Source organism: Streptomyces sp. ATexAB-D23 (genome assembly GCF_000373645.1).
In the GTDB taxonomy this organism is placed as follows: domain Bacteria; phylum Actinomycetota; class Actinomycetes; order Streptomycetales; family Streptomycetaceae; genus Streptomyces; species Streptomyces castrisilvae.
This window is the reverse complement of record NZ_KB892012.1, coordinates 40,027-64,219: the sequence shown is the minus strand read 5'-3', so window position 1 is coordinate 64,219 and position 24,193 is coordinate 40,027. Positions and strand designations below refer to the sequence as shown.

Genomic DNA, 24,193 nt, shown 5'->3' with positions numbered 1-24,193 from the left:
TACGCACCCCGGCGCACACCACACCCCCGGCGCCCCGCACACATCACACCCGCGGCGCCCCGCACACATCACACCCGCGGCGCCCCGGCGCACACCACACCCGCGGCGCCCCGCGCACATCACACCCGCGGCACCCCCCCCCGCACACCACACCACAGGACAGGAAGGGACCCCGCCATGCTCGACCACCTCATCCGCGGAGCGACCGTCGTGGACGGCACGGGCGGGCCCTCCTACCCGGCTGACGTCGGCGTGCGCGACGGCCGCATCGCCGTCATCGTGGAGCCGGGCACCGTCACCGAGGAGGCGGTGACCAGCGAGGACGCCCATGGGCTCGTCCTCGCGCCCGGCTTCGTCGACCCGCACACGCACTACGACGCGCAGCTGTTCTGGGACCCGTACGCCACGCCCTCGATGAACCACGGCGTCACCACCGTCGCCGGAGGCAACTGCGGGTTCACGCTGGCCCCGCTGCACCCGGACCGCCCCGAGGACGCCGACTACACGCGGCGCATGATGGCGCGGGTCGAGGGCATGGCCCTCAAGGCGCTGGAAGAGGGAGTCGACTGGACCTGGTCCGGATTCCGGGAGTACCTCGACGCGCTGGAGGGCCGGATCGCCGTCAACGCCGGGTTCATGGTCGGGCACTGCGCCCTGCGCCGCCACGTCATGGGCGCGGACGCGATCGGCGGGCAGCCGACGCCCGAGCAGATGGACGCCATGCTGGCGCTGTTCCACGACGCGATGGCCGCCGGGGCGTGGGGGCTGTCCACCACGCAGTCCTCGACCCACTCCGACGGCGACGGCCGGCCCGTCGCGTCCCGGCACGCGCTGCCGGAGGAACTGCTCGCGCTCTGCCGGGCCGTCGGCGAGCACGAGGGCACGCAGATCGAGGCGATCGTCGCGGGCTGCCTGGACCAGTTCGCCGACGAGGAGATCGACCTGCTCGTGGACATGACGGCCGCCGCCGGGCGCCCGCTGAACTGGAACGTGCTGACCATCGACGCCGCCGTCCCCGCACGCGTACCGCGTCAGCTCGTGCCCAGCGAGCGGGCCCGCCGGGCCGGAGGCCGGGTCGTCGCGCTGACCATGCCGATCCTGACCCCGATGAACATGTCGCTCGGCACGTTCTGCGCGCTCAACCTGATCCCCGGCTGGGGCGACATCCTCGCCCTGCCCGTACCCGAACGCATCGAGCGGCTGCGGGACGCGGACACCCGTGCCGGGATGCTGCGCCGCGCCGACAGCAAGGAGGCCGGTGTCTTCCGGCGCCTCGCGGACTTCGGCCGGTATGTCATCGGCGACACCTACAGCGCGGCCAACGAGGGCTTGACCGGCCGGGTCGTGAAGGACATCGCGGCCGAGCGCGGCCAGGACCCCTTCCACTGCCTGGTCGAGATCTGCGCCGCCGACGAGCTGCGTACGGTGCTGTGGCCGATGCCCACCGACAACGACCCGGCCTCCTGGGCGCTGCGCAGGGAGACCTGGGACCACGAGGACGTGCTGCTCGGCGGCTCGGACGCGGGCGCGCACCTGGACCGGATGTGCGGCGCCCCCTACACGACCCGCTTCCTCGGGGACTGCCTGCGCGGCCGGAAGCTCGTGGCGCTGGAGAGGGCGGTGCAGATGCTCACCGACGACCCGGCGCGCCTCTTCGGCCTGCGGGAACGCGGCCGGGTCGAGGAGGGCTTCCACGCCGACCTCGTCCTCTTCGACCCCGAGCGCGTCGACGCGGGCCCGGCGACCCTCGTCCACGACCTGCCGGGCGACAGCCCCCGGCTCGACTCCAAGGCGCTCGGGATCGTGTCGGTCCGGGTCAACGGGGTGGAGACCCTGCGCGACGACAAGGTGACCGGGGCCGTTCCGGGCACGGTGCTGCGCTCGGGCCGCGACACCAGGACGGTGAGCACCCGGTGACGAACGCGCCCCAGCGCCTGTTCATCGACGGCGAGTGGACCGAACCGGCCGGCGGCCACTACGAGGTGACCGACCCGGCCACCGAGGAGACCGTGGGCCTCGCCCCCGAGGCGAGCCGGGCGCAGGTGTACGAGGCGGCGGCCGCCGCCCGTGCCGCCTTCGCCTCCTGGTCCCGGACCCGCCCCGGGGAACGCGCCGCGATCCTCGACCGCGCGGCCGGCCTGATCCAGCGGGACTCCGCCGCCCTCGCGGACCTCGCCCGCGCGGAGAGCGGCGCCACCACCGCGACGGCCCGGGGGATGCAGGTCGCCGTGGGCGCGGCCCGGTTCCGGCGGTACGCGAAGGGGGCGCTCGAACCCGTCGAGGAGGCGGTCGCGCCGCAGATCAACGAGGCCGGTCCGATGGGCCGGGCCGGGATCTTCGGCGCGCTGGCCGTACGCCAGCCGGTCGGCGTCGTCACGTGCGTCACCTCGTACAACAACCCCTGGGCCAACCCGGCGGGCAAGATCGCCCCCGCGCTGGCCATGGGCAACACCGTCGTCGTGAAGCCGGCCCCGCAGGACCCGCTCTCCGTCTACCGGATGGCCGAGGCGCTGGCCGAGGCGGGCGTCCCGCCGGGTGTCGTCAACGTCGTCAGCGGCTCGGCCCCGGAGGTGGGGGAGGCGGCCGTCGACGCCGGGGACGTGGACATGGTGAGCTTCACCGGCTCCACGGCGGTCGGGCAGCGGATCGCGGAGGTCTGCGGCCGTTCCATGAAACGGCAGTTGATGGAGCTGGGCGGCAAGGGGGCGGCCCTCGTCTTCGAGGACGCGGACCTGGGCGCGGCGGTCGCGGGGATCGGTACGACGTTCTCGTTCTACAGCGGACAGATCTGTACGGCTCCGACCCGCGTCCTGGTCCAGCGGGGCGTCCAGGACGCGCTGATCGCCCAACTGGCCGCGTACGCAGGTCACTTGAAGGTCGGCGACCCGGCGGTGAAGGGCACGGTCGTCGGTCCGGTCATCTCCGCCGCCCATCGCGACCGTGTCGAGTCGTACGTGGAGCTCGGCCGCAAGGAGGGGGCCCGGATCGTCACGGGCGGCGAACGGCCCGACCCCACGGGCCGGGGCTTCTACGTCGCCCCGACCCTGCTGGCGGACTGCACCCCGGACATGCGGGTGGTGCGCGAGGAGATCTTCGGCCCGGTCGTGGTGGTGGTCCCCTTCGACGACGAGGAGGAGGGCATTGCGCTGGCCAACGACAGCGACTACGGGCTGATCGACTACGTCTGGTCCGGCGATGTGGCCCGCGCCTTCCGGGTGGCCCGCCGGCTGCGGGCCGGCGGGGTGGGCGTGAACACGATCGGCCGGAACATGGAGGCGCCGTTCGGCGGGTTCAAACGGAGCGGCGTCGGCCGGGACGTGGGCTCGTACGCGCTGCACGCGTACAGCGAGGTGCAGTCGATCGTCTGGCCGGGGTGAGAGAACCCATTATCTCGCCATCAAGTATCTTGACATCGAGAGAGTAACCCGGCAGGCTTCCCCAGGTCTATTGATCTCTTGATGTCGAGATACCTGGGGGTGGGCGGCGGTGCGACGCGCAGGGGCGGGCACACGCGGGGCGGCGAGGACGGCGAGGGCGACGAAGCGCGGCCCGGGTCTGATCGCCCAGCTACGCAACCCACCGGGCGGCCGGGACGCCCGGATCATGCTGCTCGCCCTGGCCGTCGACCGCACCGGCTCCGGCCTGTGGGCGGCGTCCTCGGTCCTCTACCTCACCTTCGTCACCCACCTCAGCGCCCAGCAGATCGGCGTCCTGCTGGGCACGGCCGGTGTCGCGGGCATCGCGGGCTCACCCCTCGCCGGCCGCCTGGCCGGCCGCTTCCCGGTGCGCCCGCTGCTCATCGGCTGCCACCTGCTGCGGCTGGTGACGCTCACGCTGGTACTGCTCTGTACGAGCTTCGGCGCGCTGCTCGTGGTGGTCGCGGTGACCTATCTGGGCGACCGGGCGGCCAAGACCCTGGAGATGCTGTTCGCCACCCGCGCGGCCGGCGAACGCCGCGTCGCCTACCAGGCGTTGTCGCGCAGTGCGGCGAACGCCGGATACGGGGTCGGCGCCGGACTCGCCGCCATCGGCCTGGCCATCGGCACCACGGACGCCTACCGCGCCCTGATCCTCGGCAACGCCCTCTCCTTCGTCGTCGCCGCCGCGCTGGTGTGGCGCACGGGCGAACCGGCCGGCCGGACGCGGGAGGTGGCACGCGCCGCGCCCGTACCCGACGACGCGACCCCCGCCCCCCGCCCCAAGAGCCCCTGGCGGGACCGGGGTTACCTCCGCTTCGTGCTGCTGGACATCCCCATGAACCTGGACGACTCGGTCCTCGCGGTCGGCCTCCCCCTGTGGCTCGTCAACCGCACCTCCGCCCCGCACGCCCTCGTACCGGCCTTCCTCGTCATCAACACCGTGCTCGTCGTCGCACTCCAACTGGCCGTCTCCCGAAGGGCCGAGGGCCCGCGCAAGGCGGTGCGGGCGGTGCTGCTGTACGGGGCCCTGATGTTCGTCTGCTGCGCCCTGCCGGCCGTCGCCACCGGCTGCGGTACCTGGGCGGCGGCCACTGTCCTGCTCGCCGCGGCCGTCCTGGTCACGATGGCCGAGCTGATGCGCTCGGTCAGCTCGTGGGAGCTGGCCGTACTCCTGTCCCCGCCGGACGAACGGGCCGCGTACCTGGGGGTGGCCGGCATGTCCCAGTCCATCCAGAAGTCGGCGGGCCCGCCGCTCCTGACGGGCGTGGTGATGGCCGCCGGGCCGGTGGGGTGGCTGGCGCTGGGAGCGGTGGTCGCGGGGCTCGCGGTGGTGCAGCAGCGGGGGTGCGCGGGGAGGCTGAGGGCTCCGGTGGTGGAGGGCGAGTGCCGGGTTCAGCCCGCCCGCCAGTAACCCAGCGCGTGGACGCGCTCTTTGGGGACTGCCAGCTCCCTGCGCACGTACCCCGACAGGGACCTGGTCGTCGCCGTGTCGCAGGCGATCCAGACGTACGCGTCGGATGGGTCGTCGCCCAGCAGGCGCGGCAGCGTGGAACGGACCGCGTCGATCAGTTCGCCGCCCCGGCCGTGCCTGTCCACCCGGTGGAGCGTGTGGTGGGCGTGGTCCAGGCGCAGTGGCGGCTCGTCGTCCGTTCCCGGTGCGCTCTCGTACCAGATGGTGGCCGGGGTCCCCGGGGCCGCGGCGAGCAGGGAGTTGATGGCGGGCAGCGACGCCGGGTCTCCGATGACGAAGAGCCGGGACGGGGCCGGTTCGGGCAGGGCGAAGCCGGTGCCCTGGAGAGTGGCGTCGATCGTGTCGCCCGGCGCGGCGGCACGGGCCCAGTCGGTCGCGGGCCCCTCGTGCAGGGCGAAGTCCAGGCTGAACGTCCCCGCCTGCGGGTCGGGATCGACCAGGGTGTAGGCGCGCTGGTGCGGTTTGCCGTGCCGCTCGAACCAGAGGCGCACCCACATCGTCGGGTGCGCCCCGCCGGTCGCGGCGAGGAGCCCGCCATCGGTGACGCTCACGCGCCGGAAGCCGTCGGTGAGCTGTTCCGCCGCGGTCACGGTGAACGTGAAGTCGCGTCCGCGCATGAGCTTGAGGACGACGCCCTCCCAGCCGTGTCCCACAGCCGTGCCCCCTCCGCTCGGTATTGCTCGACGTTGATTAGGTGAGCCTAACCTAAATGACCGGTCTCCGGCAGGGTCTCCGGTCCGCCCGTAGCGGGCCGGGGCTTCCCGCCCCGGACGGCTTACGTTGGAACGGTCACGCGACAACGACGGAGGTGCCTTCGTATGCGGATCGCCACCACGATCTTCCTCACCGACGAGACCATCACCCCGGTGCGGCTCGCGCACCAGCTCGAACAGCGCGGGTTCGCCGGGCTCTTCCTGCCCGAGCACACCCACATCCCGGTGAACAGGGAGACCCCCTACCCGGCGGGCGGCGACCTGCCCCGCGAGTACGGCCGCACCCTGGACCCGTTCGTCGCCCTCGCCCAGGCCGCCGCGGTGACCGAGCGGCTGGCCCTGGGCACCGGCATCACGCTGATCGCCCAGCACGACCCCATCGACCTGGCCAAGCAGGTCGCCACCCTCGACCACCTCTCCGCCGGCCGCTTCACCCTGGGCATCGGCTACGGCTGGAACGTCGAGGAGGCCGACGACCACGGCGTCACCTGGTCGACGCGGCGACGCCTGGGCCGCGACCGGCTGGCGCTGATGCGCGCGCTGTGGGAGCGGGAACCGACCGCGTACGAGGGCGAGTTCGCCTCGGTGCGGGCCAGTCACGCCCACCCCAAGCCGTACCAGCAGCCGCGCGGCCCGCTGACCGGCCCGCGCACCCTGATCGGCGGCGCGGCGGGCCCCAGGCTCTTCGCGCAGATCGCGGAGTCCGCGGACGGCTGGCTCCCGATCGGCGGCCGGGGCCTCACGGAGTCCGTCCCCGCGCTCCGTACCGCCTGGGAGGCGGCGGGCCGCGACCCGGAGGGCCTCCACGTCGTCCCGTACGCCGTCCTCCCCGACCCGGGCAAGCTGGCCCACTACGCGGACCTGGGCATCGAGGAGGTCGTCCTCCAACTGCCCCCGGCCGCCGAACCGGAGGTGCTGCGGACGCTGGACGCGTACGCGGCGTACCTCTGAGCCCGGCTCACCCCCGGCGCGGCCGGACCCGGTAGACCCCCCACCCGATCCCCGCACCACCGACGACGACCCCGCCCACGCCCGTGCCGACGACGCCGCCCGAGTGGGCGATCCAGCGGTCGCCGACGGGTGAGTGCGAGGCCGTCACCCGGTCCGGATCGCGCCGCCCGTCATGCTGGACGAACATCAGCTCCGTACGCCGCGGCGCCTCGGGCACCCCCAGATGGTCGACCCCGCGCAGCCCGTCCAGCTCCGCCTTGCGCCGGGCCGCCTCATTGGCGGCGGCCTGCTCCGGGCTCTCGCCGCGGCAGTGCCACACGGACCCGCCCTTGACGGACACGGAGTCACAGATGATCGCGCCGAACGTCTCCGTCTCCACCCCGAACGCCCCGGTCCCGAGGGCGATGACCCCCACCCCCACCGCCCCGACGACGAGCCCGCCCACGATCAGCCCGAGCCCGGTGACACTTCTCCGCTCCCACCGCATGCCGATTCCCCCCGCCCCGTTGGTGGGTTCATCGTACGGACGGGGTCCGGTCCGGCAGCGGCTCCGGTGCCGGCGGCCCGGGTCAGACCCGCCGGGCCACGAAGACGAACTCGCGGCCCGGACGGTCGGGTGCGTCGCGGATGTCGTCCACCGTGTATCCGAGGGCGCGCAGGTCCCGTTCGACCTCGTCCCGCTCGCGGAAGCGCAGCGTCGAGTCCGAGGTCAGTACGTCTCCGTCCGCCGCGAACCGGTAGGTCCAGCGGAACGTGACCAGGGGCCCGGCCACCTCGGTCACCTCGACCCAGGACTCGACCGGGCCGGTGCCCGGGACCTCGGTCACGCTGCGGGAGTTCTCGGGGGTCCACTCCTCCCAGGCGCGCCGCGCCGGATCGCGCGTCTCGAAGACCAGGCGCCCGCCGGGGCGTAGCGCCTCATGGGCTCCCCGCAGGGACGCGTGCCAGGCGTCGGGGGCGGCGATGGCCTGGGCGACGTTCGCGGTCATCGTCGCGAGGTCGACGCGCAGCGGGGGGAGGGCCGTCGCGTCGCCGTGGAGCCAGCGGACGCGCTCGGCGCCCGGCTTGGCCCGCGCCACGTCGATGGACGCGAGGGCGGGATCGACGCCGACGACGTCCTTGCCGCGGCCGGCCAGGAGAAGGGCGAACACGCCTGTGCCGCAGCCGATGTCCAGGACGCGTTGCGCCTCGAACTCCTCCGCCATGCGCAGATAGGCGTCGAGGTCGCCGCGGTCCGGGTCGAGCGGATCGTAGAGCGCGGCCAGTCGTGGATGCGTGAAGCCTTCGTCAGCCATGGCGTCGAACGTAGGCGGCGTGCGGCCGGGCCGCGACCGGGTTTCGGGGGCGTACCCGGACGCGACGCCCGTACACCGCATGCTCGTTGGTCACAATAGGATCACTCCCTCTCCCCAATTCCCACACATCTCGTCCGAAGTAATACCGTCATTCCACTCGAAGTGGCGTATGCCGAGACGTGGGGGGACCACATGGCCAAGGTGTTGAGCCGGCGCAAGCGGATCTGGATAGGCGGCATCGCCCTGTTCGCCTTCGGGGCGGTGGGCTGTACGCAGTCCGGCGACGACCCGGCGACCGTGGCGGCGACGAGCGCCGCGCCGGCGCCCACGGTCACGGTGACCGTCACGGCCACGGCGACCGAGACCGCCACACCCGCCCCGGCGCCCACGGTGACCGAGACGAAGACCGTGAAGGTGCCGGGCCCGACCGTCACGGCGACCGTCACGAGGGCGACGTCCTCCGGGTCCGGCGGCTCGGGCGGCTCCGGCGGCGGGGGTTCCACGGCGACCAGCACGTGTTCCATCCGCTCCAACGCGGGGAACTGCTACAGCGCCGGCCAGTTCTGCCGGAACAGCGACCACGGCGCCCTGACGACGAACGCGGCCGGTACGCGCATCAAGTGCGCCTACAGCGGGAACGCCTGGCGCTGGACGTACGCCTGAGCCCTGGCGCTGCGGCACCGGCACGTGTCCGCCGCCGCTCGGTGAAACTCCGTGGTGGCTCGGCTGGGCCCGGTGGTGGAATGGCGCGATGCACGGTGAGACGTCGGTGGACCGCGGGCAGTACCCGGACGCGGTGGCCCCCTGGGACGACCTGGCGTGGCGGCAGTCGGCCCTCGCCTGGGCGGAACGCGCCCTGGCCGCTCGCGGACGGCCCCGGGCGCGGCTGCTCGCCGTGCGGGTGCGGCCCTGGTCCGTGCTGGTGCGCATGTCGGCAGCCGGCGGGCCCGACGTGTGGTTGAAGGCGAACCCACCCGCGAGCGCCTTCGAGGCCGGGCTGACCGAGGCGCTCGCCCGCTGGGTTCCGGGCCACGTACTGGAACCCCTCGCTGTGGACGTGGAGCGCGGCTGGTCCCTGTTTCCGCACGGCGGCACGCTCTTCAGAGAGGTCCACCCGGACGGCACGGGCGAACGGGCCTGGGCGGAGGCGCTCCACCAGTACGCGGTTGTCCAGCGCGCTCTCGTCTCCCGTGTCGAGGAGATCACACGGCTCGGTGTCCCCGACGCGCGCACCGCGGTCCTCCCGGCCGTCTTCGACCGGGTTGTCGGGAGGAACACGGTCCTGGACACCGGCACCCGCACGGCGCTGCACGCGCTGCGCCCGCGCCTCGTGCGGTGGTGCGAGGAACTCGACGCGCTCGGCGTACCGGACTCGCTCGACCACTCCGACCTGCACGACGGGCAGCTCTTCACCCCGGCACCGGGCCGCTTCACGTTCTTCGACTGGGGTGACGCGTCGGTCTCCCATCCCTTCTGCAGCCTGTTCGTTCCGCTGAACAACGCGCGTGAACGGTACGGGCCGCAGGCGCTGCCGAGGCTGCGTGACGCCTATCTGGACGCGTGGACCGGGACGGGGCCGACGACCGCCGAATTGCGGCGCGGGGCGGCACTGGCCCGGCACTTGGGCGCGATCGGCCGGGCCTGCTCCTGGGACCGGCTCTTCCCCGAGGCCTCGCGGGGGCTGACCGCCATGACGGAGGCGGGGGCCGCGCGGTCGCTCCGTCAGCTGCTGGCCGACCCGGCGCTGTGACCATCCGCCGTGTGGCGGTCGGACGACGACACGTGGGACCGTGACCGCGCGGCCCGGCACGGGCATGGCACCGAGGTGTGCGGCACGCCGTCTTCCCTATGTGTCCGCTCCCCTGCGGCCATCACATCCAGTGGAGGAGACGAACCGTATGGACGACATCAGCGGCTTCAAGGACATCTCGCCGACCACGCTCGCCGACCTTTTGGGGCGCGGGCAGGTCATGGACGCCGGTATCCGCCCGCTCTGGCCCTCAGGCCGGCGGGTCGCCGGGCCGGCGTTCACCGTGCGGTGCCCGCCCGGTGACAACCTCATGCTGCACGCCGCCATTCACCGCGCCGGCCCCGGCTCCGTCATTGTCATCGAGGCGGGCGACGCGGACTACGCGCTGGCCGGCGGGAACGTGTGCGCGGTGGCCCAGCGCCGGGGCGTCGCCGCGTTCGTCACCAACGGGGTGATCCGGGACCTGGCCGAGGTACGGGACATGGGCTTCCCCGTCTTCGCGACCGGCGTCGTCCCCTTTCCGGGTACGAAGAAGGCCGTGACGCCCCTCAACGAACCGGTGCGGTGCGGCGGGGTCACGGTGAACGCCGGGGACATCGTCGTCGCCGACGAGGAGGGCATCGTCGTCACGCCGGCCGCACTGCGGGAGCAGGTGCTGAGCGACGCACGGGCCAAGGCCGCCAAGGAGGACGCGGAGCCCCTCGACGCCTGGGAGGCCGCGCACCGCGCCCGTATCGACAAGATCCTGGCCGAAAACGGCTACGCGGGCTGACCGTTCCGGGGACTGGTCGGGTCGGTCGGGTGTTCGGGGGCCGGTGATAGCTTGGCACGCCAGTTCTGACGTGAACGCTTTGCCAAGGGGGAACCATGCAGCAGTCGGTGCGAGGTCGGATGGTGGCCGGAGCCGTGGCCGGAACGGTGGCCATGATGTTCGCCGCGGGCTGTTCGTTCAGCGTGGGTGGCGAAAAGGTGGTCAAGAAGGCCGAGGTCGCCAAGCAGGCGTCGGCGGGCCTCGGTAAAGAGGTCGGCCGCGAGCCCGAGGACGTGACCTGCGAGGACGACCTCAAGGCCAAGGTCGGCGAAAGCGTGCGCTGCACGCTGACCGATGGTGGCAAGAAGCTCGGCATGACGGTCACCGTGAAGTCCGTCGACGGCAAGGACGTCAAGATGGACTACAAGATCGACGGCGCGGCCGACACCGGCGCCTCCGCCGACCCCCAGCCCAGCGACTCCGCCCAGCCCACCGACACGACGACCGGCGGCGCGGGCGGCGAGCAGTCCGTGGACAAGGCCGAGGTCGCCCGCCAGGGCAAGGCCGCCCTCGCGGCCCAGGTCGGCAAGGAGCCCGACTCCTTCTCCTGCCCCGAGAACCTCCCGGCCCGCGTGGGCGCCACGATCCGCTGCCAGCTCGCGGACGGCGGCCAGCAGTACGGAGTGACGGTCACCGCGAAGTCCGTCGTCGGCGGTCAGGTGAACATGGACTTCAAGGTGGACCAGACCCCGGCGGGCTGAGCCGCCCCGGACGGACGGCGAGCGTCGGGCCCGTGCTCGCCGTCCGGCTGGTCAGCGCTGACGTGCGTACGTGACGAACGCGGCCCAGGCCGTGGGTGCCACGTCGAAGTGGGGGCCCGGGAGGTTCTTCGAGTCACGGACGTGGACGGCGGAGGCGCAGGAGGCGACCTCGATGCACTGCCCGCCCTCGGCGTCGCTGTAGCTGGACTTGCGCCAGTCGTAGGCGACCTCGATGCAGTTGCCGCCCTCCCCCGTGCTGTAGCTGCTCTTGAACCAGTGCAGTTGCTCGGTGTTCATAGCTCTCCCAACATCTTTTCGATCAGCGCCAGGGACTCCCTCGGGGAGAGAGCCTGCGCCCGGATAATCCCATAGCGCTCGCTGTAGACGCGTACCTCTTCCGGGTCCGTGATCAGCCGCGCATGCCCGTACAGCTCCGTGTAGGCGACTTGGGAGCGCCCTTTGGGGGTGATCAAAGTGAACGTGCCGTCAAGTGCGGGATGTTCATCGCGGTCCGTGGGCATGACCTGGATCTCTACGTTACGCAGGCATCCGACCCGCAAGAGTTGCCGCAACTGGCCCACGTGTACATCGCGCCCTCCGAGAGGGCGTCGCAAGGCGGTCTCTTCCAGTACGTAGCTGAAGGTTGGCGCAGGCCAGCGTTCGAAGACCTGCTGTCGTGCTAGCCGGTCGGCAACTCGCCTCTCGATGGTTTCCTCGCTCAGCAGCGGGCGGCGCTGGGTGAATGTGGCCCGCGCGTATGCCTCCGTCTGAAGCAGGCCGGGCACCACCTGCGCGCTGTACTCATGCAACGCAACCGCCTCCGCCTCCGTCCGGGCGAAGTCGCGGAACCAGCCCGGATGGCGTGTACGAGCCCGCTTGATCGCGTCCCGTACCTCCTCCAGGGCCGCCTGAAGCAGGCCGCCCGTGTTGAGGGCGCGGTCGGCGAGGATCAGGAACTCCGGCTGCGGGGTGCGGACGCCCCGTTCGATCGCGGAGATCAGGTCCTCGCCGCAGTGGGTGGCCGTGGCCAGGTCCTTCTGGCTCATGCCCGCGCGTTCGCGCAGGAACTTCAGCTGCTTGCCCAGCGCCCTGAACAGGTGCGCGGTGCCGTCCGATTCGGTCGGTCGCTCCGGCCGCTCTTCACGTGGTGTGTTCGTCATCATCCCCGTACCGCCTCTGTCCGTCCGGTCACGGCCGACATCCCGTACAGCCGGTCGGGCGGGCCCGTACAGCTTTCTGGAGTCGTGTGGTCACTGCTGGTCAGCGTACGAGCGGACGGCCACGCTGGGTCACATGAACGCCGAAATCACTCTTGTGAGTACCGAGTTCGTCCAGCGCTTCAGCGCCTCGCGCCGAGGAGCCCGGCTCGCGCGCCGGCTCGCTGTGCAGCAACTGGACGCGTGGGGTGCGCCGTACGGAAGCGAGCTGTCCGACGACGTGGCGGTGGTCGTGGCCGAGCTGGCGGCCAACGCGGTGCTCCACGGTCATGTGACGGGGCGTGACTTCGAGCTGCGCCTGCTCCCTGTGGCGGAGGGCTTCCGCATCGAGGTGTCGGACGCGCGAGGGGAGCGACGTCCGGAGCTGTGCGCGGGCGGGGCCGACACTGCCGAGCACGGCCATGGGCTGCGGCTGGTCGAGGCGCTGGCGGCGGAGTGGGGCGTGGCCGAACGGGTGGTCGGCAAGACGGTGTGGGCGCGGGTGGGCCCCGGGGGGAGTTGAGGGCGGCCCGCCCCTCGTCTCTGGGAGGGACGGGCCGAAGGGGAAGGGGCGGCCGCGGTTCCTACGCGCCGGCCAAGACCTTCCGTACGCCGTCGGTGACGCCCGGTAGGTCACCGGTCGCCGCCCACTGATGCAGGTCGTGTTCGGTCAGGATGACCGGCCCGGTCTCGGCAACGGTGACGGCGAAGTTGAACTGGCGGGTGGTGGTGCCGCGGCTGTTCTCGTAGTCGAAGTGCCCGAGGTAGCGGTCCACGGAGGAGACGGCCAGGCCGGTCTCCTCCCGTGTCTCGCGGCGGGCCGCGTCCAGGATGGTCTCCCCTGCGTCCACGTGTCCGGAGGGGATCTCCCACAGGCCGCCCATGAAGTCGTCCGGCTTGCGGCGGACCAGGAGGACGCGGTCGGCGTCGGTGACGACGGCCGCTGCCACGAAGGTGGTGATGCCTTCGGCTTCGGCCTCCTCTGCCAGGGTTCGGGCGAGGTCGGAGGGCACGGTCACAGAAGCTCCTTGTGGTGTTCGCTGACCTTCCTGGCCGCGCTTACGTACTGCTCGGCCAGTTCCAGATCCTGTTCACGGTGCCAGACGGGCAGCTTGATCGTGTGCTTGTGCGCCTTCTCGGCGATGGGGAAGCCGCCCCGAGATCTCCTTCCTGGCCCGCTTGTTGTAGTGCGCGAACGTCAGGATCCGGTAGTAAGTGGCTCGCCGCTCGTTAAAGGCGCCCCACGTGGAGTGGTGGTGACGCGGTGCCCGCCGGCCCCATCGGGTCGCGTCGGCCGTCCCGTTCGAGCGCTTCCGCAGCGCTGAGAGCCGCGTCAACATCGTTCTCGTAGGCGACGATGTGCGGCCATTCGCCATCCGCGTCGATGGTGGGGCAGCTCCCGATCTCCTCACGTCGCGACCACGTGAGATGGAGGATGGAGTAGCGCGCGGGTGTATCGAGGTGGTGGCAGAGGACGTCATCGTTCCACCGCCGGTGCGCGATCACCTCCAGTGCTGCCCCGAAGAACGGATGCGCGGGGTGCACCTCGGTCTTGAGCTCGCGCGGCAGCGCCGTGTGGTCGAGGTCGCAGCCCTCGCTCATGTCGCACCAGTCGTCACCGAGCCTTGCGACCCTGCCCGTGTCCTTCATCGGCGGATGCCCACCCCTCTGTCACCGCTTCCGGGCGCGGTGTCCGCGCCGGGTGCATTATCGCCGTGCCGTGGGCATCGGCGACTAGCTTGCTAGGATGCTAGCATCACCTCGTGGCTGATGTGGGAGTCAAGCAGTTCAATGTGTACCTGCCGATCGAACTGATCAAGCAGGTCAAGTACCACGCCGTCGAGTCGGGCATGTCGTTGTCGGCGATAGTCGCCGACGCGCTGCGCGCCTATCTCGATGACGCTCGACGGAACGCACAGCAGTCGACGGAGAAGGAGAATCGACATGGGGACTGAAGGCATCGAGGCCGTGTTCCTGACGACCCACAACTGGGGCAAGGCGGCGCAGTTCTTCCAGGGGCTGGGCTACGAGCTGGAGTTCGAGACGGACCACAGCTCCGGCCGGCTGCGCAACGGTGACGGGCCCTACGTGTTCATCGCCGAGGTCCCCGAGGACCAGGAGCCCCGGACGCGGATGGTACTGAGCGTGCCGGACGAGGACGCGTTCCGGGCCGGGCCCGCCGTCGAGGTGGTCACGCCGTTCGAGGACACCCATTACGGGACCAGGGAGATGACGGTCCGCGACCCCGACGGGCGCCTGTGGAGCCTTCAGGCGCCCGTGAAGAACTGATGGCCGCCGAGAGGGAGCACGACACGATGGCGCACGAACCGATGCGGGAACCGGACAGCACCGCCGTGCGGACCGCCCTCTGGCGGGCGATGCACGTCCAGGTCGACCCGCCCCCGCATGTGGTCGAGGACGAGATCGGCCTGCGGCTGGCAGCCCCCGGCGACGACTGGCGCGGCCGCCCCGACATGGACCCGCAGGGCACCAGCGGGTTCCGGGCGGCCATCGTCGCGCGCGCCCGTTTCATCGAGGACCTGATCGCTGAGCAGGCCGACCGGGGTGTGGCCCAGTACGTCATCCTGGGGGCCGGCCTGGACACCTTCGCCCAGCGCAAGCCGGAACTCGCCTCCCGCCTGCGGATCTTCGAGGTCGACCAGCCCGGCACCCAGAAGTGGAAGCGCCGCCGCCTGGCCGAACTCGGCTACGGCATCCCGGACCGGCTGCGCCTCGTGCCGGTCGACTTCGAGGCGAACGAGGACTGGCTGGCGAATCTGACGGCGGCCGGCTTCGATACGGGCAGGCCGGCGGTCATCGTCTCCACCGGCGTCAGCATGTACCTCAGCAAGGACACCAACACGGCCACCCTGCGCCGGATCACCGGGCTCGCGTCCGGCACCACGTTCGTCATGACCTTCCTGCTGCCGGTCGAACTGCTCGACGCTGCCGACCGCCCCGGCCTCCGGATGAGCAGCGCAGGCGCGCAGGCGTCCGGAACGCCGTTCGTCAGCTTCTACACCCCGTCCGAGATTCTGGCGCTGGCCCGCGAAGCCGGCTTCGCCGACGCCCGGCACGTGTCGGGCGGTCAGCTGGCCGAGCGCTACTTCGCCGGCCGCACGGACGGTCTTCGTCCGTCGAGCGGAGAGGACCTGCTGCTGGCCACCATCTGACCGGCGGGCCGAGTCTCGTCGGGCGCGGGGGTCAGTTCGCCTTACTGCGTCTGAGGATCTCACCGTCGAACGTGGCGATGAGCAGTGACGAGGTCTGGTATTCGCCGTTGGCGTAGATCAGCAGGGCAGCCTGTCCCTCGTACCAGTCGGTGATCACGTAGCTTTCCGTGGGGTCCGCCTTCCGTACGCCCAGTTCCGTCTGGGCGATGCGTAGAAGGCGGGGCAGGCCGTCCCAGTCGACCTGGGTGAGGTCGATCAGGTGCTGACCGTTGACCAGCCCTTCGTTGTGATGGCGTTTGCCCTTGCCGTCCCGGTATTCGAAGCCGTCGAACACCTTCTCGTCGGGCATCTTCTCGTCGTTCACGACCACGTTGCCCGTGGCATTGTCCGGGTACAGGACGAAGCCGGGGAACACCGTGGTTCCGCCCGTCACCGCCTTCAACTCCTTCACGACTCTGTGGGCGCCGGAGGGGGTGAGGAGATCGGTTTCCTTCGTGGGCGAGGGCGAGGGGCTGGAGGTGCGCGAGGGGGACGGGGTGGGTGTGGGGGAGTGGGTGACGGAGGGGGTGGTCGAGGCGTGGGCCGATGGTTTGTCGTCGTCGCCGGAGCCGGGTATGAACTCCTTGGCCAGCAGCCCGCCCACCAGTACGGCCGCCAGGACCGCCGGGAGTATCAGCCATCGGCGCGGCCGGTTGCCGCCGGCGCCGCGTACGGGCGTCCGGCTCGTCTCCGCGCCGGGGTTCCCCCGGCCGTCGGTGTCGTCGGCCGGTGAGGGGTCGGGTGACGGCTTCGGTTCCGGTGCCGCGTCCCGCCCGGCGCCCGGCCCCGGCTCCGCGCCCGGGTCCGCTTCGGCCTCGTCCTGCTTCCGCGCGGGCGGGTCGGAGGCGGCGGAAACAGGGGCCGACGACTCCGTGGGCGTGTACCCGACCGGGGCCGCGTCGTCCGCGTCGGCCTCAGCCTTCCCCTCCGGCTCCGCCTGACCCGTCGCCTCCGCCTCCGTGGGGGTGGTCGTCCGTACGGGAGGCGCTGCCACGCTGTCGATGACCGTCATGGCGTGGTCTCCGGCGGCTTGTGCGAGGAGTTGGTCGAGGTGGTTCGCGTCGGGCCGGGAAGCCACGTCCTTGACGAGGACGGAGCGCAGTACGGGGCCGAGGGTGTCCGCCCGCCGGGGCGGTGGGACGTCCTCCTCCAGGATCGCGGCCAGGGTGGCGAGGGTGGACGAGCGGCGCATCGGATTGTGTCCCTCGACCGCGACGTACAGCATCATCGCCAGTGACCAGAGGTCGGAGGAGGGGTCGTCGTCGTGGCCGCGCAGTCGTTCGGGGGCCATGTAGTCGGGGGAGCCGACGAGTTCGCCGGTGTTGGTGAGGCTGGTGGCTTCGCGTACGGCGGCGATCCCGAAGTCGGTGAGCAGGGGTGTGCCGTCGGTGCGCAGCAGTACGTTGCCGGGTTTCACGTCGCGGTGGAGGATGTCCGCCTCGTGCGCGGCCCGTAGTCCGGCGAGCACACCGCGGCCCAGGCGTGCCGCCTCGGTGGGGGTGCACAGGCCGCGCTCCAGCCGGTCCTGGAGCGAGCCGCCCGCGACCAGCTCCATCACCAGCCAGGGGTGCTCCACCTCCGGCGAACTCACGATGTGGTAGATCGTCACCACGTTCGGATGAGTGATCCGTGCCAGCGAGACGGCCTCGCGCAGTACCCGCTTGCGCAGCATCTCCGCGGCGTCGGGGCGCAGCCGCAGCAGTTCCGGATCCGGTGGCCGGACCTCCTTCAGCGCCACCTCCCGGTGCAGGACGATGTCGCGTGCCCGCCAGACGAGCCCCATCCCGCCGCCGCCGAGCCGCTCCAGCAGTTCGAAGCGCCCGTCGATCACGCTTCCCTCGAAACCCGCAGTCATGGGCCGAACAGTACGGCACGGGTTGATCACGCTCCGGCGGAATCCATTCCTCCTGAACTGCCTTACGGATGAGTCCTGTTGAGGCGTCAGGAGGTCGTCAGGCGGGGTCCCGGTCCGTCCCGGGACCGCCGGTCGGCGCCGCCTGCTCGTAGAGCGCCACCAGCACGCCGTGCACGGGTCGGCCCTCCGCTTCCTCCTCGGCCTCGTCCACCAGCCGGGTGAGGGTGTCCCCGAGCTCCTTCGCCTTCGCGGGGCTCAGGCGCAGGTGGCGCAGGGTGAGGTGGGGATCGACGGGCGCGCGGTCCAGTTCCTGGGCGACCGCGGCGAGCATCGCGGCGGTGCCGGCGGCTTGGGGCTCCGCGACGACCATCCGGCGGGCGGTGCGCTGGTAGTACTGCTCGGTGCCGCCGCGGACCTGGCGGGTCTCGGCGATGTGGACCAGCCCGGCTTCGCGGAGCACTTTGAGGTGGTGGGCCACGTTGCCCTTCTTCGCGTCGAGCCGCGCCGCCAGTTGGCTGGTGGTGGCGGGCCGCTGGCCCAGGGCGAAGAGCAGCCGCTGACGCAACGGGTGGGAGAGCGCCGCGAACTGCTCCGGCGCCCCGATCTCCATGACGTCCTCGGGAGGCCGCGGGAGGGGAGGCTGATCAGGCATGGGGAAAGTGTCTAATCTTCTTGACGCTTTCGCAAGGGCGGTGCTCTACTCCCTGCCATGACGACCCCGACGAAGCTCACGCCGGCCCCTGTCATCAACGAGATGGTCCGGCTGCTGACCGAGCAGTACGTATTCCCCGGGACAGCCGACCAGCTGGCCGCCCTGCTGACACGGCGCCTCGACGAGGGCGCGTACGACGTGGACGACGCCGAGGAGCTGGCCCGCCTGGTCACCTCGGACCTGCAGTCCGTCAACGGCGACCGGCACCTGAGACTGAAACACCACGCCATCCCGGTCCCCCCGGAGCAGGGCGCCGCCACCCTGGACGCCATGCGCCGGGAGTTCGACTCCTCCCTGGGCGGTGTGCCCCGGGTGCAACTGCTCGACGGAGGGGTCGCCGTGGTGGAGCCGGCACCGATGCTGTTCCCGCTGGAGTGGGCCGCCGAACCGCTGGGCGCCGCGCTCACCCTGGCCTCCCGCGCCCAGGCGCTGATCGTGGACCTGCGCGCCAACCGGGGCGGGGACCCCGACACGGTCGCCTTCGTCTGCGGCTACCTGCTCGACGAGCGCACCCACCTCAACACCATGCACTGGCGCGGCGGCGAGCGCGGCGAGCAGTCGTGGAGCCCGCCGCACGTCCCCGGCGCGCGCTTCGGCGGCAGCAAGCCGTTGTACGTGCTGTGCGGCGGGAGCACGTTCTCCGCCGCCGAGGAGCTGGCGTACGACCTCCAGCAGCTCGGCCGCGCCGTTGTCGTCGGCGAACCCACCCGCGGCGGCGCGCACCCGTGCCGGGGCTGGACCCTGACCCCGCATCTGGAAGCCACCGTGCCCGTCGGCCGCGCCGTGAACCCCGTCTCCGGGGCGAACTGGGAGGGCACCGGTGTGCGGCCGGACAGCCCCTGCGCCGCAGCCGACGCCCTCGACCACGCGCACGCCCTGGCCCTCGCCCGTCTGGCGGCCTGACCCGCCCTCGTGCCCGCGCCGTCCTGCAACGGGCCCGCACGTCCACGCCGCCCGCGCTCCCCTGCAACGCCCGCAGCGCCCGCGCCCTACAACGGGCCCGCAGCGCCCGCAACGCCCGCAGCGCCCGCGCCCTGCAACCGGCCCGCAGCTACATACCGGCCCGCAGCGCCCGCGCCGCCCTACAACGCCCGCAGCGTCCGGGGCCGCGGCTGTCCCGGCGCCTCGCCCTCCGGCTCCGTCGGTTTCGCCGGCTCCTTCTTCTCCACCAGCCCCGGCAGCTCCGTCAGCGCGTCCACGCGGAAGTCCGCCGTCTCGATCACGTCCGGGTGGTCCGCCCACCAGTAGCCGGACGCCCCGCGCCGCAGGTGCGCCGCCCGCAGGCCGGACGACTTCGCGGGGAACAGGCCGTGCGCCGGGTGGGCGCTCACGTACAGCGTCGCGCGCGGGTCGGCGCCCGACGCCTCCAGGACGCGGGCGAAGAACTCCGGGTCGGGCGTCGCCGCGCCCCACTCCCCGGAGGTCGCCACCAGGTCCGCCGGGAGGTCGAGGGCGCGCAGCAGCTCGCCGGCCTTCGCCGTGCCGTTGCCCGCGACCACCACCCGTACGCCCAGCTCCCGCAGCCGGGCCAGGGCCGGGCGTACGTCCGGGTAGAGGTCGGACTCGTCGAGGTGTTCGCCGCGCCCGGCGGCCGCGCGGGCGTGGGCCGCCTCGGTGACGTCCATGCCGGGGCGGAGCATGGTCAGCGCGTCGGAGCTGTCGCGGCCCTGGACGACCGCCGCCCCGACCAGGGCGCTCAGCGTGTGCGGCGGGACGCCGAGCCAGTCGGCCCAGGACGCCCAGTACCGGTCGTCGCGGATGAGTGTTTCGCCGATGTCGAGGACGATCGTTTCCATCACCGGGCCGAGCCTACGGGGCATGGCCCCGCGTACGGCCGAGGCACAAGGGGCGCGTGTGACCTGCGGGAGAACCGCACAGTCGGCGGTCACCCGCTCGCTCGTATGCTCGTTGGCATGACCGATCCTCAGCGCGGACGCCCCACCACCAATTCGATGCGGCGTGCGCTCAGGCGTGCCCGTGACGGTGTCGCCCTCGACAGCGCGGAGGCCGCCGTCCTGCTCCAGGCGCGCGGCGACGATCTGACGGATCTCGCCGCGTCCGCCGCCCGGGTGCGGGACGCGGGCCTGGACGCGGCGGGGCGGCCGGGAGTCATCACGTACTCCCGCAAGGTCTTCATCCCGCTGACCCGGCTCTGCCGCGACAAGTGCCACTACTGCACCTTCGTCACCGTGCCCGGCAAGCTGCGGCGGGCCGGGCACGGCATGTTCCTGTCGCCGGACGAGGTGCTGGCCATCGCCCGCGAGGGTGCGGCGATGGGCTGCAAGGAGGCGCTGTTCACGCTCGGGGACCGGCCGGAGGACCGCTGGCCCGAGGCGCGGGAGTGGCTGGAGGCGGAGGGCTACGACGACACCCTCGCCTACGTACGAGCCATGGCGATCCGGGTCCTCGAAGAGACCGGGCTGCTGCCGCACCTCAACCCCGGGGTGCTGACCTGGACCGACCTCCAGCGCCTCAAGCCCGTCGCGCCCTCCATGGGGATGATGCTGGAGACGACGGCGACCCGGCTCTGGTCCGAACCGGGCGGCCCGCACCACGGCTCACCCGACAAGGAACCCGCCGTACGGCTGCGCGTGCTCGAAGACGCCGGCCGGTCCAACGTCCCGTTCACCACCGGCGTCCTCATCGGCATCGGCGAGACGTACGAGGAGCGCGCCGACGCGCTGTTCGAGCTGCGCCGCACCGCCCGCGCCTACCACGGCATCCAGGAAGTCATCGTCCAGAACTTCCGGGCCAAGCCCGACACCGCGATGCGCGGCATGCCGGACGCGGAGCTGGAGGAGCTGGCCGCCGCCATCGCCGTCGCCCGCCACATCCTCGGCCCGTCCGCCCGCATCCAGGCTCCGCCGAACCTGGTCGACGCGGAGTACGCCCTGCTCATCGGGGCCGGCATCGACGACTGGGGCGGGGTCTCGCCGCTCACCCCGGACCACGTCAACCCCGAGCGCCCCTGGCCGCACATCGAGGAGCTGGCCGCCCGCACCGCCGAATCCGGCTTCGCGCTGCGGGAACGGCTGACGATCTACCCGGAGTTCATCCAGCGCGGCGAACCCTGGCTCGACCCCCGGCTGCTCCCGCACGTCCGCGCGCTCGCCGACCCGGAGACGGGCCTCGCCCGCGAGGGCGCGATCCCCGCCGGGCTGCCCTGGCAGGAGCCCGACGAGGGCTTCAACGCCTCCGGCCGCACCGACCTGCACCGCACCATCGACACCGAGGGCCGCACCGGCGACCGCCGCGACGACTTCGACGTGGTGTACGGGGACTGGGAGGCGCTGCGCGAGGCGGCGGCCCCCGGGATGGTGCCCTCGCGGATCGACGGTGACATCCGCGCTGCGCTGAGCCAGGCCGCCGACGACCCGACGAAGCTCACCGACGACCAGGCGCTCACCCTGCTCCACGCGGACGGGCCGGCCCTGGACGAGCTGTGCCGGATCGCGGACATGCTGCGCCGTGACGTCGTCGGGGACGACGTCACGTACATCGTCACGCGCAACATCAACTTCACCAACGTCTGCTACACCGGCTGCCGCTTCTGCGCCTTCGCCCAGCGCCGCACCGACGCCGACGCGTACACCCTCTCCCTGGACCAGGTCGCCGACCGGGCCGCCCAGGCGTGGGACGTCGGCGCGGTCGAGGTCTGCATGCAGGGCGGCATCCACCCGGACCTGCCCGGCACGGCGTACTTCGACATCGCGCGGGCGGTGAAGGAGCGCGTGCCCGGCATGCACGTCCACGCGTTCTCCCCGATGGAGGTCGTCAACGGGGCGACCCGTACGGGAATGTCCATCCGGGACTGGCTCGTCGCCGCGAAGGAGGCCGGGCTCGGCTCGATCCCCGGCACGGCCGCCGAGATCCTGGACGACGAGGTCCGCTGGGTCCTCACCAAGGGCAAGCTGCCCACCGCGACCTGGCTGGAGGTCATCAGGACCGCCCACGAGGTCGGCCTGCGCTCGTCCTCGACCATGATGTACGGGCACGTCGACCAGCCCCGCCACTGGCTGGGCCACTTGCGCACCCTGGCCGCGCTCCAGCAGGAGACCGGCGGCTTCACGGAGTTCGTGACGCTGCCCTTCATCCACACCAACGCGCCCGTCTACCTCGCCGGCATCGCCCGCCCCGGCCCGACCGACCGCGACAACCGGGCCGTCACCGCGATGGCCCGCCTGCTGCTGCACCCGCACATCACCAACATCCAGACCAGCTGGGTCAAGCTCGGTACGGAGGGCGCGGCGGAGATGCTCCGCTCCGGCGCGAACGACCTGGGCGGCACACTGATGGAGGAGACGATCTCCCGTATGGCCGGGTCGGGTTACGGCTCGTACCGCTCGGTCCAGGATCTCGTCGCCATCGCGGATCTCGCCGGACGCCCGGCGAAGCCGCGTACCACGCTGTACGGGGAGGTGCCCGAGGAGCGGGTCGCGGCGGCCGCCGCCTCGGACGGGCACCTGCCGGAGCTGCTGCCGGTGCTGCCCGACTGACGGCCGGGGGCGTGCGGTCGGCCCGCCCGCTGTTCAGGCGGCGCGGGCCGGTCCGGGAGGGCAAGGCAGGGGCGGCCGAGGCTGCCCGGACGTGTCGTTGACGGGTGGGACATCAGCTCAGTAGTAGTAGGGCCCGAGTTCCGTTCTGGCCTGCGTCTCGGCGTCCTGCCGGCTCATCGAGCGCATCAGGTGTGCCGTTCGCTGTTCCAGTAGTTCCTCCCACGAGACCTGTACGTTCTGGACGACGTTCTGCCCGCCGGCCCTGGTGGCCATGTCGACGCCCCGCTGCCCCTGCGCGTAGATCATTTGAAGCTGCGAGTCGTTCATCGCCTGAACGTCGGGGTCGTTGAGGTCCAGCCACTGCCCGTTCTGGTTGTGGACGTACCCGATCGTGTTCAGCTGACCGGCCGCACCGGCTTGATGTGCCGAAAGCAGGCTGTGGGTGTCGTCCCGGTACGTCACCGCGTTGAACCCCGAGGGGCCCACCTTCTTCGAGGTGCCGGTTCCCGGGTGGGCGCGATGCGCCCCATGCAGTTCCTGGTAGGCCAGGGCGTTGTTGTCCAGGCTCTTCGCCTCATTCGATTTACCACGCGTCAAAGAGCTGTCCCCCTGGAGAACCCGGTATGCGAAGAGATGCTCCGACTGATGGGTCGTGCCGTTCACCGTGGTGTTGTACCGCGCACTCAGGCGCGCCTGTTCCTTCTCCTTGATGCCGTGCTGGCCGAGCATGTAGGAGGGCGTCGCGCGGGAGCATCGTTCTCCGGCAGTGCAGTACGGGTCGGTGCAGGGGCAGGTCTTGACCCGCTGGATCGACTCCTTGCCGGAGGTGCCGGAGCGCTTGGACTGCCGGGCGGAGGCGGAGGCCCGTTGGAGCGGGGCACGGGCGCTGCCCATCGCCCGCTTCGCGTTGGCTTCGGCTTCCCGTTCGAACCGGTCGGACGGGTCGGAGACCTTCAGCCCACTGCCGTTGTCGGTGCCGGCGACGGGGCCGTGTCGCTGCTGGATGACATGGATCAGCTCATGGGCCAGCGTGTGCCTGTCTGCGCCTCCCCGGCCGAGGACGACGTGGCTGCCGGACATGTAGGCACGGGCGCCGACTTCGGCTGCTGAGGCTTTCGCGGCGGCGTCGTTGTGGACGCGTACGTCGGAGAAGTCGGCGCCGAGCCTGGCCTCCATGTCGGTGCGGGTCGCCTCGTCCATGGGCCGCCCGGGACGGCGGAGCACGTCATGGACCGTGGACCGCTGCACCGGACGGGGTTCCCGCCCGGTCCCCTCGTGGCCGCACCCCGGGACATGGCGGTGCTCCTCCGGCTCCCGGAGCCGGTCCGCCCGGCGCAGCATCTGGACGACGACCTCGTTGCCGACCGTGGCCTGGAGGCTGAGCAGGCCCTCCTGCTGGATGGCCGGGGGCGGGACCGACACGGCCCTGCGCGCGGCGGCCCCGGCCCCGGTCTCCCTGACGTTCTTGTGATCGGGCAAGGCCGGCTCCTCCACGTGCGGCAGTGCGGGTTTCCTGGATACAGGGTGGGAGTCACGGTGACCAGGTCGCAGCGGACACTGTGCGAGGGCCGAGGGGGGCAGGTCGCAGCGGACACTGTGCGAGGGCCCGAG

At 72.0% G+C, this 24,193-nt stretch carries 25 protein-coding genes; 14 read left to right on the top strand and 11 right to left on the bottom strand.

The window, feature by feature from the left end:
- Nucleotides 1-177: 177 nt before the first annotated feature.
- From B082_RS0112710 to B082_RS0112700, 3 genes are all read left to right on the top strand, one after another.
- On the top strand, nt 178-1,917 hold the full coding sequence (locus B082_RS0112710) for an N-acyl-D-amino-acid deacylase family protein (RefSeq protein WP_018552179.1): 1,740 nt from the start codon (nt 178-180) through the stop codon (nt 1,915-1,917).
- Nucleotides 1,914-3,377, top strand: coding sequence for an aldehyde dehydrogenase family protein (locus B082_RS0112705; protein ID WP_018552178.1), 1,464 nt, complete (start codon nt 1,914-1,916; stop codon nt 3,375-3,377). Before B082_RS0112710 ends, B082_RS0112705 begins: the two co-directional genes overlap by 4 nt.
- A gap of 109 nt (nt 3,378-3,486) precedes the next feature.
- Nucleotides 3,487-4,830 carry an MFS transporter gene (locus B082_RS0112700; protein WP_234018152.1) on the top strand — a complete coding sequence of 448 codons (1,344 nt, stop codon included), beginning with the start codon at nt 3,487-3,489 and terminating at the stop codon, nt 4,828-4,830.
- Here the strand turns inward: B082_RS0112700 and B082_RS0112695 are convergent.
- Entirely contained in the window at nt 4,812-5,543 is a 732-nt protein-coding gene (locus B082_RS0112695) for a siderophore-interacting protein (protein WP_018552176.1), read from the bottom strand. The two genes, B082_RS0112700 and B082_RS0112695, sit on opposite strands and share 19 nt — an antisense overlap.
- A 165-nt stretch (nt 5,544-5,708) precedes the next feature.
- On the opposite strand from B082_RS0112695, the gene B082_RS0112690 reads away from it, so the two are divergent.
- Nucleotides 5,709-6,554, top strand: a complete 846-nt coding sequence (locus tag B082_RS0112690; protein ID WP_018552175.1) for an LLM class F420-dependent oxidoreductase — start codon at nt 5,709-5,711, stop codon at nt 6,552-6,554.
- Between the two features lie 7 nt (nt 6,555-6,561).
- Here B082_RS0112690 and B082_RS0112685 read toward each other — a convergent pair whose 3' ends face one another.
- Together B082_RS0112685 and B082_RS0112680 are read right to left on the bottom strand one after the other, a co-directional pair.
- The gene (locus B082_RS0112685) at nt 6,562-7,041 is read right to left on the bottom strand and encodes a hypothetical protein (protein ID WP_018552174.1); all 480 of its coding nucleotides are present in this window, start codon (nt 7,039-7,041) and stop codon (nt 6,562-6,564) included.
- A gap of 82 nt (nt 7,042-7,123) precedes the next feature.
- Nucleotides 7,124-7,849, bottom strand: coding sequence for a class I SAM-dependent methyltransferase (locus tag B082_RS0112680; protein WP_026249728.1), 726 nt, complete (start codon nt 7,847-7,849; stop codon nt 7,124-7,126).
- 192 nt (nt 7,850-8,041) lie between these two features.
- Here B082_RS0112680 and B082_RS0112675 point away from each other — a divergent pair, with 192 nt between their 5' ends.
- The 4 genes from B082_RS0112675 to B082_RS0112660 all read left to right on the top strand — a co-directional run bounded on the left by B082_RS0112675 (nt 8,042) and on the right by B082_RS0112660 (nt 11,111).
- Nucleotides 8,042-8,512: a hypothetical protein gene (locus B082_RS0112675; RefSeq protein ID WP_018552172.1), complete on the top strand. Its 471-nt coding sequence runs from the start codon at nt 8,042-8,044 to the stop codon at nt 8,510-8,512.
- A gap of 88 nt (nt 8,513-8,600) precedes the next feature.
- Nucleotides 8,601-9,599, top strand: a complete 999-nt coding sequence (locus B082_RS0112670; protein WP_018552171.1) for a phosphotransferase — start codon at nt 8,601-8,603, stop codon at nt 9,597-9,599.
- Between the two features lie 148 nt (nt 9,600-9,747).
- A complete protein-coding gene (locus B082_RS0112665; protein ID WP_018552170.1) occupies nt 9,748-10,371 on the top strand; it encodes an RraA family protein in 624 nt (207 codons plus the stop codon).
- A 119-nt stretch (nt 10,372-10,490) separates the two neighbouring features.
- Nucleotides 10,491-11,111 carry a DUF4333 domain-containing protein gene (locus tag B082_RS0112660; protein ID WP_018552169.1) on the top strand — a complete coding sequence of 207 codons (621 nt, stop codon included), beginning with the start codon at nt 10,491-10,493 and terminating at the stop codon, nt 11,109-11,111.
- A 51-nt stretch (nt 11,112-11,162) separates the two neighbouring features.
- Here the strand turns inward: B082_RS0112660 and B082_RS0112655 are convergent, their stop codons facing one another.
- Together B082_RS0112655 and B082_RS0112650 are read right to left on the bottom strand one after the other, a co-directional pair.
- Nucleotides 11,163-11,408 carry a DUF397 domain-containing protein gene (locus B082_RS0112655; protein WP_018552168.1) on the bottom strand — a complete coding sequence of 82 codons (246 nt, stop codon included), beginning with the start codon at nt 11,406-11,408 and terminating at the stop codon, nt 11,163-11,165.
- Entirely contained in the window at nt 11,405-12,271 is an 867-nt protein-coding gene (locus B082_RS0112650) for a helix-turn-helix domain-containing protein (RefSeq protein ID WP_026249727.1), read from the bottom strand. The genes B082_RS0112655 and B082_RS0112650 overlap by 4 nt, the downstream gene beginning before the upstream one ends.
- A gap of 133 nt (nt 12,272-12,404) precedes the next feature.
- On the opposite strand from B082_RS0112650, the gene B082_RS0112645 reads away from it, so the two are divergent.
- Nucleotides 12,405-12,830, top strand: a complete 426-nt coding sequence (locus B082_RS0112645) for an ATP-binding protein (RefSeq protein WP_018552166.1) — start codon at nt 12,405-12,407, stop codon at nt 12,828-12,830.
- 61 nt (nt 12,831-12,891) lie between these two features.
- Here B082_RS0112645 and B082_RS0112640 read toward each other — a convergent pair whose 3' ends face one another.
- Together B082_RS0112640 and B082_RS36060 are read right to left on the bottom strand one after the other, a co-directional pair.
- A complete protein-coding gene (locus B082_RS0112640; RefSeq protein ID WP_018552165.1) occupies nt 12,892-13,326 on the bottom strand; it encodes an NUDIX hydrolase in 435 nt (144 codons plus the stop codon).
- A gap of 211 nt (nt 13,327-13,537) precedes the next feature.
- A complete protein-coding gene (locus B082_RS36060; RefSeq protein ID WP_018552164.1) occupies nt 13,538-13,957 on the bottom strand; it encodes a hypothetical protein in 420 nt (139 codons plus the stop codon).
- Nucleotides 13,958-14,070: 113 nt separating this feature from the next.
- Here B082_RS36060 and B082_RS0112630 point away from each other — a divergent pair, with 113 nt between their 5' ends.
- Genes B082_RS0112630 through B082_RS0112620 form a run of 3 tightly spaced genes read left to right on the top strand, consistent with a single transcriptional unit; the run spans nt 14,071 to nt 15,480 of the window.
- A complete protein-coding gene (locus B082_RS0112630; RefSeq protein WP_018552163.1) occupies nt 14,071-14,262 on the top strand; it encodes a ribbon-helix-helix protein, CopG family in 192 nt (63 codons plus the stop codon).
- A complete protein-coding gene (locus B082_RS0112625; protein ID WP_018552162.1) occupies nt 14,252-14,596 on the top strand; it encodes a VOC family protein in 345 nt (114 codons plus the stop codon). The genes B082_RS0112630 and B082_RS0112625 overlap by 11 nt, the downstream gene beginning before the upstream one ends.
- On the top strand, nt 14,596-15,480 hold the full coding sequence (locus tag B082_RS0112620) for a class I SAM-dependent methyltransferase (RefSeq protein ID WP_018552161.1): 885 nt from the start codon (nt 14,596-14,598) through the stop codon (nt 15,478-15,480). The genes B082_RS0112625 and B082_RS0112620 overlap by 1 nt, the downstream gene beginning before the upstream one ends.
- Before the next feature lie 31 nt (nt 15,481-15,511).
- On the opposite strand, the gene B082_RS0112615 is transcribed toward B082_RS0112620, so the two are convergent.
- Together B082_RS0112615 and B082_RS36055 are read right to left on the bottom strand one after the other, a co-directional pair.
- A complete protein-coding gene (locus tag B082_RS0112615; protein WP_018552160.1) occupies nt 15,512-17,374 on the bottom strand; it encodes a protein kinase domain-containing protein in 1,863 nt (620 codons plus the stop codon).
- Nucleotides 17,375-17,471: 97 nt separating this feature from the next.
- A complete protein-coding gene (locus B082_RS36055; RefSeq protein ID WP_037710044.1) occupies nt 17,472-18,026 on the bottom strand; it encodes an ArsR/SmtB family transcription factor in 555 nt (184 codons plus the stop codon).
- A 57-nt stretch (nt 18,027-18,083) separates the two neighbouring features.
- Between B082_RS36055 and B082_RS0112605 the strand changes: the two genes are divergently transcribed.
- Nucleotides 18,084-18,989 carry a S41 family peptidase gene (locus B082_RS0112605; RefSeq protein ID WP_018552158.1) on the top strand — a complete coding sequence of 302 codons (906 nt, stop codon included), beginning with the start codon at nt 18,084-18,086 and terminating at the stop codon, nt 18,987-18,989.
- Nucleotides 18,990-19,168: 179 nt separating this feature from the next.
- Here the strand turns inward: B082_RS0112605 and B082_RS0112600 are convergent, their stop codons facing one another.
- Complete coding sequence (locus B082_RS0112600) at nt 19,169-19,882, bottom strand: HAD family hydrolase (protein ID WP_018552157.1); 714 nt, start codon at nt 19,880-19,882, stop codon at nt 19,169-19,171.
- A gap of 117 nt (nt 19,883-19,999) precedes the next feature.
- Here B082_RS0112600 and B082_RS0112595 point away from each other — a divergent pair, with 117 nt between their 5' ends.
- Nucleotides 20,000-22,582: a bifunctional FO biosynthesis protein CofGH gene (locus tag B082_RS0112595; protein ID WP_199783792.1), complete on the top strand. Its 2,583-nt coding sequence runs from the start codon at nt 20,000-20,002 to the stop codon at nt 22,580-22,582.
- 117 nt (nt 22,583-22,699) lie between these two features.
- Here the strand turns inward: B082_RS0112595 and B082_RS37930 are convergent, their stop codons facing one another.
- Nucleotides 22,700-24,061, bottom strand: a complete 1,362-nt coding sequence (locus B082_RS37930) for a DUF4157 domain-containing protein (protein WP_078622562.1) — start codon at nt 24,059-24,061, stop codon at nt 22,700-22,702.
- Nucleotides 24,062-24,193 lie beyond the last annotated feature (132 nt).

Coding starts and splice junctions, on each gene's coding strand:
- B082_RS0112660 (WP_018552169.1), top strand. CDS start 10,491: ATGGTGGCCGGAGCCGTGGCCGGAACGGTGGCCATGATGTTCGCCGCG.
- B082_RS0112710 (WP_018552179.1), top strand. CDS start 178: ATGCTCGACCACCTCATCCGCGGAGCGACCGTCGTGGACGGCACGGGC.
- B082_RS0112680 (WP_026249728.1), bottom strand. CDS start 7,849: ATGGCTGACGAAGGCTTCACGCATCCACGACTGGCCGCGCTCTACGAT.
- B082_RS0112690 (WP_018552175.1), top strand. CDS start 5,709: ATGCGGATCGCCACCACGATCTTCCTCACCGACGAGACCATCACCCCG.
- B082_RS0112675 (WP_018552172.1), top strand. CDS start 8,042: ATGGCCAAGGTGTTGAGCCGGCGCAAGCGGATCTGGATAGGCGGCATC.
- B082_RS0112605 (WP_018552158.1), top strand. CDS start 18,084: ATGACGACCCCGACGAAGCTCACGCCGGCCCCTGTCATCAACGAGATG.
- B082_RS0112615 (WP_018552160.1), bottom strand. CDS start 17,374: ATGACTGCGGGTTTCGAGGGAAGCGTGATCGACGGGCGCTTCGAACTG.
- B082_RS0112650 (WP_026249727.1), bottom strand. CDS start 12,271: ATGACGAACACACCACGTGAAGAGCGGCCGGAGCGACCGACCGAATCG.
- B082_RS36060 (WP_018552164.1), bottom strand. CDS start 13,957: ATGAAGGACACGGGCAGGGTCGCAAGGCTCGGTGACGACTGGTGCGAC.
- B082_RS0112665 (WP_018552170.1), top strand. CDS start 9,748: ATGGACGACATCAGCGGCTTCAAGGACATCTCGCCGACCACGCTCGCC.
- B082_RS0112600 (WP_018552157.1), bottom strand. CDS start 19,882: ATGGAAACGATCGTCCTCGACATCGGCGAAACACTCATCCGCGACGAC.
- B082_RS0112685 (WP_018552174.1), bottom strand. CDS start 7,041: ATGCGGTGGGAGCGGAGAAGTGTCACCGGGCTCGGGCTGATCGTGGGC.
- B082_RS0112625 (WP_018552162.1), top strand. CDS start 14,252: ATGGGGACTGAAGGCATCGAGGCCGTGTTCCTGACGACCCACAACTGG.
- B082_RS36055 (WP_037710044.1), bottom strand. CDS start 18,026: ATGCCTGATCAGCCTCCCCTCCCGCGGCCTCCCGAGGACGTCATGGAG.
- B082_RS0112620 (WP_018552161.1), top strand. CDS start 14,596: ATGGCCGCCGAGAGGGAGCACGACACGATGGCGCACGAACCGATGCGG.
- B082_RS0112670 (WP_018552171.1), top strand. CDS start 8,601: ATGCACGGTGAGACGTCGGTGGACCGCGGGCAGTACCCGGACGCGGTG.
- B082_RS0112645 (WP_018552166.1), top strand. CDS start 12,405: ATGAACGCCGAAATCACTCTTGTGAGTACCGAGTTCGTCCAGCGCTTC.
- B082_RS0112655 (WP_018552168.1), bottom strand. CDS start 11,408: ATGAACACCGAGCAACTGCACTGGTTCAAGAGCAGCTACAGCACGGGG.
- B082_RS0112595 (WP_199783792.1), top strand. CDS start 20,000: ATGACCGATCCTCAGCGCGGACGCCCCACCACCAATTCGATGCGGCGT.